A 14,928-nucleotide genomic window follows, 5' to 3' on the forward strand; every position below is an offset into this window, starting at 1 on the left:
CGATCATTTGCGCACTTTTCGTTCGCTTTCGCACCACAATCGAGCATTCGAAAAATGCCCATCGCGTCTTGTGTCGTGCACCTGAAAACAAAAGAGTTTTTGTCTTAGTAATCACTGCTTGCGGGACACAAATCGATCGGTACACTCCTGTATGAGTGTCTACACACACTCTTGATTGTCATCTCTTATCGACAGCCAATCTCAGCGCTTGTCCACTTTGAATTTGTCGAATCCTTCAATCTCGTTTCGTTTCTAGCCTAGTCAGGCTTCGCATCGTCGTTTTGGTTTTTCTATTTTCAGAAGAGGCAATGTCATGGTTCAAAAGTTGTCTGCTCGTCGCAAGACATCGGGGTTCACCCTGATCGAGCTGCTGGTCGTGATCGCGATCATCGCGGTCTTGATTGCTTTGTTGTTGCCCGCCGTGCAGCAAGCACGCGAGGCTGCTCGTCGTACACAGTGCCGCAACAATTTGAAGCAAATTGGCTTGGCGATGCACAACTACCTCAGCACGTACGACACGTTCCCACCTGCGTATGTTTACGTGCCCGGTACGTTGCTTGGCGGAACAGGGACAACCGACCTGAACCTGCATTGCTACACCGAATTCATTCTGCCGTACCTTGATCAGGGTGCGATCTACAATCAAATCAATTTCACGGCACCCTACTGGTCGCCAGTCAACTATGGACCACTTGGTTTGCCGAATTTCACGGCCGACAATAAGACGCCGGTCAGCAATGTCGTCACCGCTTACATCTGCCCCAGTACACCACGTTCAAACAACAAGGTGACACAGACTTTCAGCGACCTCGGATTCCCCATCACCTGGACCTCCGGTGCAATTGACTACGGCCCATTCGGTGGCGTCATCGCCGGTCATCCCAATGCCGTTTATCCGACGATCGTTCGTCCTGTTTCACCACAGGGTCGTCAACAGGGGATTCTGAGCAACGACAATATGAAGGTTCGCATCGGCGACGTGACGGACGGAACAACCAATACACTGCTGTTGTTCGAATTGGCCGGTCGAAATGACGAATACCGACGTGGCAAGTTGTTCAAGACGAACAATACCGTCGGCGGTGCCTGGGCCGACTACAACAATGCCGAAAACTGGCTCACCGGTTCGACCATTGATGGCGCAACACAAGATGGCCCTTGCTTGATCAACTGCACCAACCGCAGTGGCGAAGGCATGTACAGCTTCCATCCGGGAGGTGTGAACATTCTGTTGGCCGATGGTTCGGTCCGCAGCTTGTCGGAAAACACCAGCCAGGTCACGATCGTCAATCTGGGCACGTACCAGGGTGGACAAATCACCGGCGAGTACTAAATCTCTGCGGCCGTCCAAGTATCAGCAGCCGTCCAGTGTTGCGTTCATTCATTCGCAACGACCGTCGGTGAATTGATCTCGAAGTTCCAAGCCAGAGTTGCGCGCTCGCGACTCTGGCTTGAGCGCGGTTATATCAGCCGCACTTTGGATTGACGATATCGGACGCATATTCATCTGCATTCCGGGAATCGCCGCGGACGTAGTATCGCTACGTCCTGCCATCTTCCCTTATTAGACTTGTCGATGTTGAGGTATCAAATGCATCGCATTACCGGACCGCTCTTATTTCTATGTATCGTTTCGATTTCGGGATGTGGGGGCGAAAGCAACGAACAACGGCTGAAACGCCTGGTTCCCAACGCCAATAAGACCACCAAAGTCACAGGAAATGTCACGGTCAACGGCCAGCCAGGCAAGGATCTCTGGGTGACACTTCATTCGACCAGCGGCATTGAGCTACGCCCTCGGGCACAGTGCGACGACAAAGGACACTTTGCCATTGGAACCTATCTGGGAGATGATGGTGCTCCCCCTGGCGATTATAAGATCACGATTGAATGGCTGACGTTCTCGCGTTTGGGAGGGGCCGGCTGGGTTGGTCCTGACAAGCTGAAGGACAAGTACAACGACCCCAAGAAGACTCCCTTCGATATCACCGTTGCAGACAAGCCAATCACGCTTCCGACCTTCGAATTGGAAGTCAACGCGGAGGAAGCCGCGAACGCCAAGCCGAAGTTGCGTCTGACCAAGGAACGTTGAAATCGGCGATTGCCAAGTGAAACGTTTCAACGACGGAAATAACGAAATGGAGTCGGCCGTTCGTAACGAATTGTCGACTCCATTTTCGTTTCGCCAGCTCAATGTCACGACGTTCGCCGAGTCCGTCGAGGGCATGACCAACGTAGCCGATCACGAATGGGCACCGGAGACGGCCTCATTTTCATCGGCAAGGGGTGGCAGGATTGCCAAGCCCCACGTGGCGCAACCTGTTTTCGGCAATTACAACGCGACTCCCCTAATACGCAAACGACTGGACGCATTCGAGTCATTGACCGTAGGAAGCGGTCAAGGTCCGTCTGAAAAGCAGTGCTCGATCGTTGCTCGGGCTCGATTGCATCGCTGAATCAATATTTACGGCCACCAAGGACCGTCAATGCAAAACGGGTTGACCCTAAGAGATGGTCAACCCGTTTACAGTTTCTCGCCTGTATTCGGAAACGTGCCGGGCGTCTACTTGCGTGTGACGCGGCTCGAACGAGGTTCTTCGGCAGGCTTATCGTCCGCAGATTCACTTTTGGCGTCGGCTTCTTCGACGGCGCGGCCATTGGCTTCCGCGACAAGCTGCTGGGCACCCATCAGTTGTTCGCGCGAGAAATAAGGCGACGCTTCAAATCCGCCCAGCGGCTCGTTCATCTTGTTGGCCAAGTCTTCAAACGACATCTTGCTGGACAAGTGCCATGCGGCCGCCTGTGCCGCCTGCGGGTCAACTTTGCCCGCACCGACCGTCGACAGCAATTGATACAGGGCCGGATCGGAATTGAATTTTGCGACGGGAATCACAGTGTACTTGCTGCGTGAATTGGGTTCTGTCTTGCCGTGTTCGAGACAGACCGATTTGAACGGGACAGCAACCACACTTTCCGGTGGAACCGAGAACATCCCGCCCCCACCGCCGCCCATCATTCCACCACCCATCCCGCCGCCGCCCATCATTCCTCCACCCATCCCGCCACCCATGGCCTGCTGGCCGCCACCGCCGCCTCCCATGCCGCCACCGCCCATACCACCACCACCCATTCCACCGCCGCCCATACCACCACCACCGAACTGGGAGTTTACGGCGACACCAACGACCGCTTCAGGAACTTTCACGGTCAGCGGCTTGTCGGTCTTGTTCTCGATCAACACCGTTCCGCCCATGGCGTCGTTCGGAACAAGCCTGACCCCGACTTGCTCGGAATCGACGGCATCAAACAAGTCGACTTTGTCCGCGGTGGGGTCGAATTTCGGATTGCGGATTGGCTTTTTCGTCGCCTTGCTCGGCTTTTTGGCGGATTTGTTGGCGGCCGCCACTTCCGTGGGGACGATCCCGGCAACAATCAGCGCCAAAGACGTCAGCCCAGTAAGAACGAGCAGCGCGATTGGACGACGAGCCATCAGTATTTCCTTTCGGACGCGGGGCCGACCAAATCGATCAATGAGACCTTTGATTTCAGGTCCGTTCGACTTGGTCAGGATTCAAATTAACTGCGTACATCAACGCAAAATTGTAAAATGTTCGCCAGGACAAGGACAATCAAATCTTGTGGCGGAGGTGATTTTTTCCAATTGCGTTCATCCTGTGCGGGTGCAGCCTGGCAACGCAAATTGTCCCCCCGCTTTTAGAGGATCATTGTTCCATCGACGACATTCGGAACTGCCATGAAGCTCTTCGCCGCAGGCGATCAATCCATTAATGGCGTTGCGAACGGCACATCTGGCACGTACGCGTGCCGTCACAAAATTTAACGCGGACTGTCGAATCAGATTTTCTGAGATGCGGGGCCGTCTGCAACCCGCCAATGAGTCAAAACGGCGAACAAGGCGATCGAGTGGCTTTCACTTGGGAAAAAGCGGTCGGTCTGAGGGTAGACGGGGGCGAGTCGGTATGCAAAGCTTTTGCAAAAGGTTAGCCAATTGCGGCACCTGATGTTCGATAGCGTACCTACGTTCGGAAGGACCATCATGGAAGGCGTCCAGGCAATTCGTCGCGGATTCGTTGGAGTCGGCATCGTTTTATTGGGACTCTTGCTGACGGGAATTCCCCATTTCGCGGTGGCCCAAGCATCCAACGCCATCAGCGTACGTGTCGTCGACAAGGCGGGTTATGACAAAGCGATTGCGGCCTACAAAGGCAAAGTCGTCGTCGTGGATTGCTGGGCGACCTGGTGCAATCCTTGCCGCAAGGCCTTTCCACAAACGGTCGAACTGAGCAAAACGTACGCCTCAAAAGGTGTCGTCGTCGTCTCGCTTTGTTTCGACAATCCCGTGAAAGGCCAGGCGTCCGACGCTGTCAAAAAGTTTCTAACCACTAGCAATGCCACCTTTGAGAATCTGTTGAGTTCCGTGGATATCTCTGAGGATGGAGCGGACGTCTTCGAAATTCCCGACGGTGCACTTCCGCACTTTAAGATCTATGGCAAAGACGGCAAGCTCTTCAAAACATTCCAAAGCGGGGAAGGAAAAGAGTTCACGCACGAAGAAATCGAAGCCGCCGTCAAAGCCGCCGTCAAAGCTCCATAATTCACTGAGAATCGACTACCGTGACGCTCACCATTCCCACGATTGATTGTTCCGTTCAAGACCCCGTCAAAGCCCTGGCTGAGTTGCGACGCAAGCTGAGTCCCCAGGGAGATATCGTTTCTGAAGCGGGACGCCAACGGACCATTGCACTGTTTGGAGAGCCGCTTGCGCCGCGGCAGGTCGTTCAACGGATCTGTGCCGATGTGCGAGAACGCGGGCTGGCTGCCGTGCTGGAATACACGGCAAAACTCGATCATCAACGGCTCACGCTGGACACAATGCGCGTGTCGGCGGCGGAACTCAAGGCCGCACACGAATCGTGCGACCATGAGTTTTTGTCCACGATTCGTCGCATCCGCGAAAACATCGTGGAATTTCAGTCGCAGATCCTGCATGGGGATGTGCAGTTGATCCGCCTGCAGGGATCAGGCCGCGTTGAGTTACGCCAACGTTATCTGCCGCTGAAGCGCATCGGGATTTGCGTTCCTGGAGGTGCGGCGGCTTATCCATCGACCGTGCTGATGACGGCCGTACCAGCTCAAACAGCGGGTGTGAAAGAGATTGTTGTAGTCGTGCCGCCGACCGAATTTGGCGGATACAACAAGTCATTGCTTGCCACCTGCGCGGAAATCGGCATTACCGAGATCTACCGCATTGGCGGTGCGCAGGCTGTCGCGGCAATGGCTTATGGTGTCGAGGGCTTACCACGCGTCGACAAGATCGTCGGGCCCGGCAATCTGTTCGTGGCGCTCGCCAAGCAGCACGTGTACGGGGAAGTCGATATCGACAGCATTGCGGGGCCGAGCGAAGTCGTGCTACTCGCGGACGATTCGGCCATGCCGCGCTACGTTGCGGCAGATCTGATTTCGCAGGCCGAGCACAGTCCAGGTTCAGCCATCTTGATCACCTGGCACGCTCCCTTGATCGACGCGGTGCGCACGGAACTGACACAGCAATTGTCGCAATTGCCGCGAGGCGACCTGGCACGCACAAGTTTGAACGAGTATGGCGCGATCGTCCTGGTGCGTGACGCGAATCAGGCGGCACAACTCGCGGACCTTTTGGCTCCAGAACATCTGCACATCTCAACACGTGTGCCAGAAGATCTGCTGAAGACGATTCAGAATGCCGGCGCGATCTTTATGGGGCATCAAACTCCTGTCGCCGTAGGGGATTACTTCGCTGGGCCTTCGCACGTCCTGCCGACGGGTGGAACCGCGCGTTTTGCCAACGGACTGTGTGCCAATGACTTTCTGAAACGATCTAGCGTGATTTCGTACAATCACGCAGCACTGCAGGACGCGGCCGACGATATTCGTCGACTGGCTGCTGTTGAAGGGCTGACTGCACATAGCTCAAGCGTCGACGTTCGTCTCGACAATCCCTAATCCTTGAATTCGGAAAACACGCTGAAGTCGGCCTTGCCCCCCTTTGGACATGTTAAGCTGGGAAGAGTCTGCCGATTCCCGAGACTCACCTGCCTCGATTGTCGTTAACGTCCTCCTACCCGTGTTAAGCGTCACGGGACGTACAACCGATCCGAACTGATGTCGGATTGCCGCAAGGCATGCCGTTTCCGGGGTGTGATCGCATTCGCCAAAGGACGCGCGAATGATTGACATGGGCGACTTCAAGAATTCTCGGATCTTCCGCACCGGTTGTGTGGTCATGACGAGTGCCGTTTCGTTCATGGCGAGTTGCGGAGAAGTGCGCCATGCTTCAGCGGGCTGGCCGGCATTTCCTGCCGGTCGAAAGGCCGCGGGTAGCGACGCGGCAAAATCCCCCAAAGGATTCGCGGCGACGATTCAGAAGCTCTTGAATGAAGCCCGACAGCTCGAGGCGCGCGGGGACTTCGATCAAGCGATCGCTGTCGCGGAACGTGCCACCTTGATTGCCGAAAAAACCAAAGATCTCAACAAATCGGCGCCGGACCTCTCGCCCGAAGCGACGGCGCGATACGTCAGTGAATTGAAACGGAAGAAGACTGAAGTCCGAAACAAGAAATGGCAGGCTGCTCGGCGTGAACCGAAGCGATCGGCCCCCGTGGAACATGTGGCTCTTGATGAAGGCGATGCGATCTTCGACGCCGAAGTCGCGTTGAACGCCGATACCGCATTTCAGGATGACAAGTCGGAATTGGACCTGTCTGTCGTTGCGACGCGGCAGCTGTCCGAACCAGAAGCGAGCGACGTCAAAGGGCACGATTCTGAACCGAATCCGTCACCCGCCGACGTCGTGCCGCTGACGAAACCTGTACTCAGAACGCGTTTCTTAGGTCAGGAACTTGCGGATCGCAAAGCGGAACCGCGACCGGTGACGGCGGCCGCTTCGGCCGATACGGGATGGGAGGCTCCACAGCCGACCGCACCGCGAAACATGCCTGGGCACGATGACACACTATCGCCGCAATCGAGCGTCGAATCGCAGATCAGCGAATCGCCATCGAAATCGATCCATGACCTTTTCGAAGATGAGATTCAGTTTGTCGAGCCGACAGTTCGCCATCCGTTGAATGAGTCACCTCAGGAATTGCCCAAAGCCCCAATCATTGAGGATGAAGCAGAGATTCGCCCCGCTCAACTCGAGACACAAGAAACCGTCGTTTCGTCGGTCACGCAAGCAATCGAGAGTGAGCTGACTGTTTCACGAGCGATATCGAATTCAAAGCGAATTCAATTGCGACCGCGATTCGCTTCGACCGAGCAAATGAATCTGGCCAAAGACTTCCCAGCGGATGTCGACGCCGATTCGACGGGCCCGACAATTGAATCCTGGGCGGACATGGCAACTGACAACAAAGCCGAAGTGCCAATGCCGTTCGATTCTTTGCTTGACGATCGTCACATTCGCCCCGTCGCCGCGACCTGGGAACCAGAATCACCGGGTCTCGCCTCGATCAAGCCGGAAGCGGCAACGTCGAAAGAGAATCATGACGCACCCCAACAACTCGAAGATCAAGCTTCGACCGAGGAACGTCCCTGGTACGACAATTCGGAGGACGAGTTTCCGTCGCGCCAGGTTCATGAACTGAAGCAGCGTTTGGAATCCGCACTCTCGCTACAACCTGGTGATGTTGCGAAGTCGGCCACAATCGACTTGCTTTCGGAACGCCTCATTCGTGACTCGGAGGAAGACAGTTTCGTCGAAGACTCCGCAACTCAGGACGATGCAGCTCCAGCAAGCGATGAATCGCTGTTCGACGCGGAAACCGAGGCCGCTCCTGTGCGTGTGAAGCACAGTCCTATCTCGTCACGCACTCCGATCGTGGGCCGGACCTCGATGATTCGCTGGCGAGCGGCGAATTCTGCACACGACGGACTCGCCGCGGAGAAACGTACGACCGCAAAGTCCACGCAAGTTCCGCTGGACCTACGCCAGTCTCTACGCGACGGTGGGCAATTGGAGGCTCTCTCAGAAACAGGTACGCAATCTCTCTTTTCGCTGCCGACGGTGAAGCTGCGATCGGCGACGAACTCGGCATTGGCCGGCTCAGCTGACACTTTCAATGGTCCGGCCACAGAAAGCACGCTCACCCCGCGAACGGAAATACGAGGCTCTTTGTGGGATAATGCAATCGCCCCAACCATTGAAGGCTATTCGGGGTCGATTGTCGGTCGTCCAGAAGCCCGAGCGGATGCGGCTGAAGGCGACAATTTGGCTCCACTACCGCCACCTGCGCCCTCTGTCGCGCAGACCTCGTTCGATTCGCCTGCCGCGTTGAATGGGCGGTTTGGTCAAACGAAGGCGAATACGAAATCGCTGGCACGATTGGAGTCAGAGACACGGATCGAACCGACGCTGGAATCCACACGAAATGGATTCGCAGCGAAGAAAGCGTCGTCGAAGACTCGCTCGGATACTACCGTAGATCATGCCACATCATCCTCACAAGCGCTGCTTTTGAATGGCCCAATCGAACGCATGGCGTTCGTCTTCGGAATCTCGACCTCCACCGCGTCGACGGTGTTGGGTATCATTGGGTTGACCATGGTGATCAGTGGATTGTGGACAGTTCGAGCGATTGTGCGCTCGTCACTCAAGTCATACGATCACGAATAGCGAGTCATCCCTAGCGTTTATGTGCGGAGTGCTTTCATGCGTATCGGCGTCCCGCGTGAGGTGAAGTCTGACGAGTATCGGGTTGCGATGCTGCCAGTAGGCGTCGATGAACTCACCCGGGCCGGTCACGAAGTTCTGATTGAATCTGGCGCCGGCATGGGTAGCGGTCTGACCGATGAGATGTATCAGGCCAATGGTGCCCATCTCGTTTCGACCGCCGCGGAAGTCTGGGCGGCCGCCGACTTGATCGTCAAAGTTAAAGAACCTCAAGCATCCGAATGGCCACACCTTCGGGCGGGGCAACTTGTCTTCACCTACTTTCATCTGGCTGCCAGCGAAGAACTGACCAAGAATTTGCTGGCAACAGGAATTACCGCGGTCGCCTATGAAACGCTTCGCGGCCCGAAAGGCGACCTTCCCTGCTTGACGCCAATGAGCGAAGTAGCGGGACGGATGAGTATTCAAGAGGGAGCGAAGTATCTGGAACGGCCGCAACTGGGGCGAGGTATTTTGCTCGCCGGCGTCCCCGGAGTCGCACCGGCCCATATCGCGATCCTGGGTGGCGGTGTCGTCGGAAAGAACGCGGCACGGATCGCAGCCGGTTTTCAAGCCGATGTGGTGATCCTGGATGTCAACGTAGATCGACTGCGCTACCTCGAAGACATCATGCCGCCGAATGTGAATACCGTCTTCAGCGACCGACATAACATTCGCGAACAACTACAACTGGCCGATCTGGTCATTGGTGCGGTACTGGTCGAGGGGGCACGAGCTCCGCGACTCATCACGCGTGACGACCTCAAACTGATGAAGCCCGGCGCCGTGATTATCGATGTCGCGGTGGATCAAGGCGGCTGCGTCGAAACCACCCGGCCGACAACCCATTCCAGCCCGACGTATGTGATTGACGGCATCGTTCACTATTGTGTCACGAATATGCCCGGTGCAGTCGGGCGGACAAGCACGCATGCGCTCTGTAACGTGACTCTGCCCTACGTCATGCGACTCGCCAATCAAGGTCTGCAGACAGCAACGACGAATGATCCAGGGTTTGCGAACGCCGTGAATCTGCATCAAGGTCGCGTCACCAATCGCCCCGTGGCCGATACGTTTCAATTGCCGTACTCGCCATTCACCGCTTGAGTCATCGCGGGGCAAAGGCAAGTCGACCGGTAGGGCTTGAGCGTAACTCAAGTCCCGCCGGGTGTCGGGCGCAACCAAAAACAAACGCCGTCGCTGACTCCGGAGTCAATGAATTCGCGTTCGACGAATTCATCGTGGTCTGCAGGTGGCCGCCGCCGAATCATTCGTCGTCGAGGTCGGTTCCCATGATCTCGTCTTCGAATTCATCCATGTCGATTCCCTTATCCAGGGCCGACGAAATCAATTCCTCGCGTTCGCCCCTCTGATCATCCGATTTGGAGCGGAAGTACAGCTTGATCGGCACTTCCTTGAACGGCAATCGTTCGCGCAAGACCCCAAGCAGATATCGCTTGTAATCTTCGTCGAACAGTTCGGCCGCATTGCACTTGATGACAATCGTCGGAGGTTCGGTCGAGACTTGCGTCGCATACAGAATTCGTGGTGTGCGATTCATCCGCACTGGTGGCGGAGCATTCTTGACGGCTGCACGAACGAGCTTATTGAGCTCTCCCGTTTTCGCACGAAAACGAGATTGCTTATAGATCGACTGGGCGAGGTTGATCAATTTCTTGATGTTACGGCCCTCTTTGGCCGTGATGACGCAAACAGGAACGTGTCGCATATGCGAGAAGTTCTTGAACAGGTACTCGGCCCAGTCCGTCGTGGCAGTTGCTTCTGGAGCCAGATCCCACTTGTTCACGACGAAGATGCAAGGCTTGTGTTCGGAGTGAATTTCACCAACCAGTTGCTTGTCAACCTTCGAGACGGTTTCAAGGCAGTCAAAGAACATCAACACCACATTCGCACGTCGAATACTGCGTTTGGCGCGGGCTAGGCCGTACCATTCCACGTTGTTCGCAAGACTCTTTCGCTTGCGGACACCGGGCGTATCGATGGCGATGAAGGCCTTTTCGTCCATTTGAAACCGGACGTCGATACTGTCGCGCGTCGTGCCGGGAATCTCGCTGACGATGACGCGATCATCGTCAGCAAGTTGGTTGATGAAGGTGCTCTTGCCGACGTTGCGCCGTCCGACAATGGCCAGTTTCAGCTCGGGCACTTCTTCGAGTTGCTCGCCTTCTTCGGCCTCCGAGTCATCAGCGTCAGGCAAGACCTTCAAAATGGAATGCAGCAGAAGGTCTTGATTCCGGTTGCCTTTGACGCTGATGGTGACCATCGGTGCGTCGGCGACCTGATAGAACTCAGCAACTTCCTGATCCACTTTCGGCGAGTCACATTTGTTGACGACCAGCAGCTTAGGCTTTTCGATCTTCCAAAGTCGCCGACTGACTTCCTGATCGAGCGCGGTGATTCCCGCCGGCCCTTCAACGACGAACATGATCACGTCAGCTTGTTCGATGGCAATTCGAATTTGGGTATCGACTTCGTCGGTCAGTTCTCCGACATCGACGATTCCAATTCCCCCCGTATCGATCAGCTCGAAATAGCGATCTTCCACATGCATCAAATAGGTCACACGGTCTCGTGTGACGCCAGCCATTGGATCAACAACCGAAACTCGCTTATGAGCGAGCCAGTTCATAATGGAGCTTTTGCCAACATTGGGACGACCGACGATGGCGACTTTGGGCACGGACATTCTGCAGATCTCAACGAAAGCGTGTTTTTTCGGAACCACGCATCATAGCAAACCGGACGCCAAAGTTCAGCCCCTGACGACTGGTAGAAAGAAACCAACCCCTCGTCGTTCAACCTGGAGCCAACGGAGACTGCGAGATTGAGACGTGATTGGTGGCAGTACGTCGAAGGAACACAAGCAGACTTGATCCACGCGAAAACCGCGCTCTTTGTCGAGCCGCGGTTCAACGAGGAAGTGTTGTAGCCCTGTTAGCCGACCAGGCGATTGCGATGCAACAGAATACAGTACTACGACTTACGAAATAGCAGCGGCATCAGTTCACAGCCGCGATCAAGCACGGTCGGGGATTTGGCCGCAACGACTTCGTCGTAGGTCGGCGACTGATCGGGAATGACACCCGTTCCACACATCGCAAAGGGAACATATCCGTGGCTGTGCGTTTTCGTGCGCAAGAATGTGGGGTGATCGGGGCAAACCAGCAATCGATAGTCCCCCTGCGATTTCAAATATTCGTGCAGAGGGCCCACGATGTGCTGGTCGATTTGTTCCAACGCGCGGACCTTTTCGTCGGCCTTGCCTTCGTGCGACGCCTCGTCGGTGGCCTCAACATGAACCACGATAAAATCTGTCACATCGTCTTTCAGAGCTTGAATCGCGGCGCGACCTTTTGCGGCATAGTCGGTGTCGAGGTAGCCCGTCGCCCCTTCGACTTCAATGACGTTCCAGCCCAGCAGTCGGCCCAATCCTCGGAGCAGGTCAACTGCGGTAATGACGGCGCCGCGCTGTCCGAACCGCTCCAGAAACGACTTGAAGGCCGGGCGCTGCCCCTGTCCCCAGAGCCAGGTTTGCGTCGCGGTATGAACGCCCGAAGCGGCTCGCGCTAGATTCTCTGGAGACCCTGCCAGGACGGGTTGGCTGCGTTGCATCAAGTCGCGCAGCAACTCCGAACCGGGTCCGCTGGGCAGAAAAGTTTCGATCAATTGATCGGTGATGTCGTGCGGTGGCGTTGTTGAAGTTTGAGGTCCAAATGGCGCGGCCTCCCCGCGCGCTCGGTAAACCAGCAGATTTCGATAGCTCACACCGGCATAAAATTTCCAATGCTCATCGCCGCAGACGTCGCGCTGCAATCGCTCCACCAAACTGCGCGCCAGGTCGTTCGGAATCTGCTCGGCCGTGAAACTTCGCATCCGTCCGTCTTCGACCGTGACGAAATTGCAACGAATACACCAATCGAGCGGACCGAGTTCGATTCCTTGAGCGGCGGCTTCCAGCGGCGCGCGGCCCGTGTGGTATTCCAGCGGGTCGTATCCAAACAGGCTCATCGTTCCGACATCGCTGCCCGAGGGCATCGACGCCGGCACATGGTCGGCTCGTCCGACCATTCCCAGTCGCGCCACTTCATCCATCCGAGGAATGTTCGCCGCTTGAAGTGGAGTCTTACCCCCCAAAACGGCTTGTGGTTCGTCAGCAACACCGTCGGGAATGACCAATGCGAATTTCATGGAATTTGTTGTCGTGAGAGTCGGGGGCGGGGGACGAATTCACTCACTTCGTCACCGTGATACTGGTTTTTAGCTGAGGCGACGGGGAAATGTCGATTGCAGCGAGGGTGATCGGCTCGCAAATGTACAAGCCATAGCCCGTCTATTCGTGAAAGACGACTTTGTCACCCGGAAAGACCGGGCCTTCTACGCAAACGCGGCGATAATCCCACGTTCCGTCGTCCTGTCGAATCTTGGTGACACAGCTAAAACAGGCACCGAAGCCACAGGCCATCGGCGTTTCGAGCGACAGCCAGGTCGGAATCCGAACGCTGGCAGCCAGCCGATTGACCGCTTGCATCATCGGCTCGGGACCACAGCAATACAGGGCTGTCGCAGCCGGTTTTTCAGCGAACACATTCTTCAAGACATCGGTCACGAAACCACGACGTCCAGCGGAACCATCATCCGTCGAGATGCGGACATCGATTCCCTCGGCCTGAAATTCTTCAACCCCCGCCAGATACTCAACGCCACGCACACCGTAGCACAGCGTAATTCGGGATGGTGCTGTGCAAACAATCCGTGCGGGATCACCATAAACACGACGTTTCAACGCTTCTCGCACGACCGCCAGAAACGGTGTTTGACCGATTCCCCCCGCGGCGATGACCAGATGACCGGACGGAGGAAGTGGAAAACCATTCCCCAACGGCCCCCACATTTCGACGCGGCTCCCGACCGACAAGGACTCCAGGACCGATGTCATTTTGCCCACAACGACATAGCCGAAATCGAGCCCTGCCGGGTGACCGTCGGCATCGGTGTAGATATCGTAGAGTGCAAAAGGGCGACCCAGCAGCGGGTCACTGCGCCCCGGGATGCGGACCATGAAAAACTGGCCAGGCACAATTTGTCTGGCAATGGCGGGACAACTCAGGCGCATCCGCCAGGTATTCTTCGCCATCAGTTCGTGTTCGACTACCGTCGCAGATTCCTGCACGGCCGTCGACACGACGCCGGGCAGATCAAGCACAACATCATTCATCGTCGGGGTTTCTTCCCTCGTGAACCACCTCGGTTGGCCGACGGAGCCCGAGACCCGGATTTCGATCGCGGACGGCCAACACCTTTCAGTCGTTTTCGATTTGGATTCGAGACGTCCCGTTGCTGCCAGGACGGACGTCCCGACGGCTCGCTCGCGGCATATTGCTTCAGGACCCGAACTTCTGCAGTTGTTAGCGGGCGGTAAGCCGCGGGATCAAGTTCACCCAATTTGATGGGGCCAAACGCCGTTCGGCGCAACTTCAAAACTTTGTGGCCCACTCGTGAAAACAAGCGGCGGACTTCTCGGTTCTGGCCTTCAGTCAGAATGACCTCAACCAATGTGCTTTTCCCGTTCGACTTTACTCGCCGTACGTCCCGCATGCGGAACTTACCTTCGGTGAAGTGCAAACCCTGCCGCAACTGATGAAACGTTTCGTCGCTGGGAATTCCCGCGATGATACAGCGATACACACGTTCGACCTGGAACTTAGGATGGGCGAGGGCGTGTGCCAGTTCACCATCATTTGTCACCAGCAGCAACCCCTCCGACGACTCATCCAGCCGACCGACTGAAAACAATCGTCCGTACCAGGGAGGAAGAAGGTCGATAATCCGGGGACGGCCCTGCGGATCGGCATTCGTGCAGACAACTCCCACCGGCTTGTTGACGATGTAGTACTGCTTTTTCTGAAACTTGATTCGCTCGCCGTCAACGCAAACCTTCTGTGCCTGGGAATCAATCTTGATTCCCAATTCGGTGACCGTCTTTCCGTCAACCGTGACGCGGCCATCACGAATATAGTCTTCGCAGGCCCGCCGCGAGGCGATACCCGCAGATGCCAGAATTTTTTGCAACCGCTCAAACGAGCCCTCATCATCGGGTACGTCGTTGTCGGGTTCAGGAGGCGGTGTTGGTGAGCGGCGGGGCATGGGTCGAACTTCTAAAGGCCAAGGAACGCGTGCGCGAGGGACTGCAATCGGGA

11 protein-coding genes are annotated in these 14,928 nt (G+C 56.1%); 6 read left to right on the plus strand and 5 right to left on the minus strand.

Annotation, left to right across the window (positions count from 1 at the left end; all coding sequences use genetic code 11):
- Positions 1–313 precede the first annotated feature (313 nt).
- Together OSO_RS0104575 and OSO_RS47440 are read left to right on the plus strand one after the other, a co-directional pair.
- Positions 314–1,333 carry a DUF1559 domain-containing protein gene (locus tag OSO_RS0104575; protein WP_010582326.1) on the plus strand — a complete coding sequence of 340 codons (1,020 nt, stop codon included), beginning with the start codon at positions 314–316 and terminating at the stop codon, positions 1,331–1,333.
- A gap of 258 nt (positions 1,334–1,591) precedes the next feature.
- Entirely contained in the window at positions 1,592–2,092 is a 501-nt protein-coding gene (locus tag OSO_RS47440; protein ID WP_010582327.1) for a hypothetical protein, read from the plus strand.
- A gap of 471 nt (positions 2,093–2,563) precedes the next feature.
- On the opposite strand, the gene OSO_RS51685 is transcribed toward OSO_RS47440, so the two are convergent.
- Positions 2,564–3,490 (minus strand): hypothetical protein, encoded by a 927-nt coding sequence (locus OSO_RS51685; protein ID WP_010582329.1) that lies wholly within the window; start codon positions 3,488–3,490, stop codon positions 2,564–2,566.
- Between the two features lie 567 nt (positions 3,491–4,057).
- Here OSO_RS51685 and OSO_RS47450 point away from each other — a divergent pair.
- The 4 genes from OSO_RS47450 (at position 4,058) to ald (ending at position 9,817) form a co-directional block, all read left to right on the plus strand.
- Positions 4,058–4,615, plus strand: a complete 558-nt coding sequence (locus OSO_RS47450; protein WP_010582330.1) for a TlpA family protein disulfide reductase — start codon at positions 4,058–4,060, stop codon at positions 4,613–4,615.
- 20 nt (positions 4,616–4,635) lie between these two features.
- The gene (gene hisD, locus OSO_RS0104600) at positions 4,636–6,003 is read left to right on the plus strand and encodes a histidinol dehydrogenase (RefSeq protein WP_010582331.1); all 1,368 of its coding nucleotides are present in this window, start codon (positions 4,636–4,638) and stop codon (positions 6,001–6,003) included.
- A gap of 223 nt (positions 6,004–6,226) precedes the next feature.
- On the plus strand, positions 6,227–8,674 hold the full coding sequence (locus tag OSO_RS0104605) for a hypothetical protein (protein WP_010582332.1): 2,448 nt from the start codon (positions 6,227–6,229) through the stop codon (positions 8,672–8,674).
- Positions 8,675–8,710: 36 nt separating this feature from the next.
- Positions 8,711–9,817, plus strand: coding sequence for an alanine dehydrogenase (gene ald / locus OSO_RS0104610; protein WP_010582333.1), 1,107 nt, complete (start codon positions 8,711–8,713; stop codon positions 9,815–9,817).
- A gap of 160 nt (positions 9,818–9,977) precedes the next feature.
- On the opposite strand, the gene der is transcribed toward ald, so the two are convergent.
- The 4 genes from der to OSO_RS42130 form a co-directional block, all read right to left on the minus strand.
- Positions 9,978–11,417, minus strand: a complete 1,440-nt coding sequence (gene der, locus OSO_RS0104620) for a ribosome biogenesis GTPase Der (RefSeq protein ID WP_010582334.1) — start codon at positions 11,415–11,417, stop codon at positions 9,978–9,980.
- Positions 11,418–11,704: 287 nt separating this feature from the next.
- Entirely contained in the window at positions 11,705–12,919 is a 1,215-nt protein-coding gene (locus OSO_RS0104625; RefSeq protein ID WP_010582335.1) for a cofactor-independent phosphoglycerate mutase, read from the minus strand.
- A 142-nt stretch (positions 12,920–13,061) separates the two neighbouring features.
- On the minus strand, positions 13,062–13,946 hold the full coding sequence (locus tag OSO_RS0104630) for a dihydroorotate dehydrogenase electron transfer subunit (protein WP_010582336.1): 885 nt from the start codon (positions 13,944–13,946) through the stop codon (positions 13,062–13,064).
- Positions 13,943–14,875, minus strand: coding sequence for a pseudouridine synthase (locus tag OSO_RS42130; protein ID WP_010582337.1), 933 nt, complete (start codon positions 14,873–14,875; stop codon positions 13,943–13,945). Before OSO_RS42130 ends, OSO_RS0104630 begins: the two co-directional genes overlap by 4 nt.
- Positions 14,876–14,928: the final 53 nt, after the last annotated feature.

Source organism: Schlesneria paludicola DSM 18645 (assembly GCF_000255655.1).
GTDB lineage: Bacteria > Planctomycetota > Planctomycetia > Planctomycetales > Planctomycetaceae > Schlesneria > Schlesneria paludicola.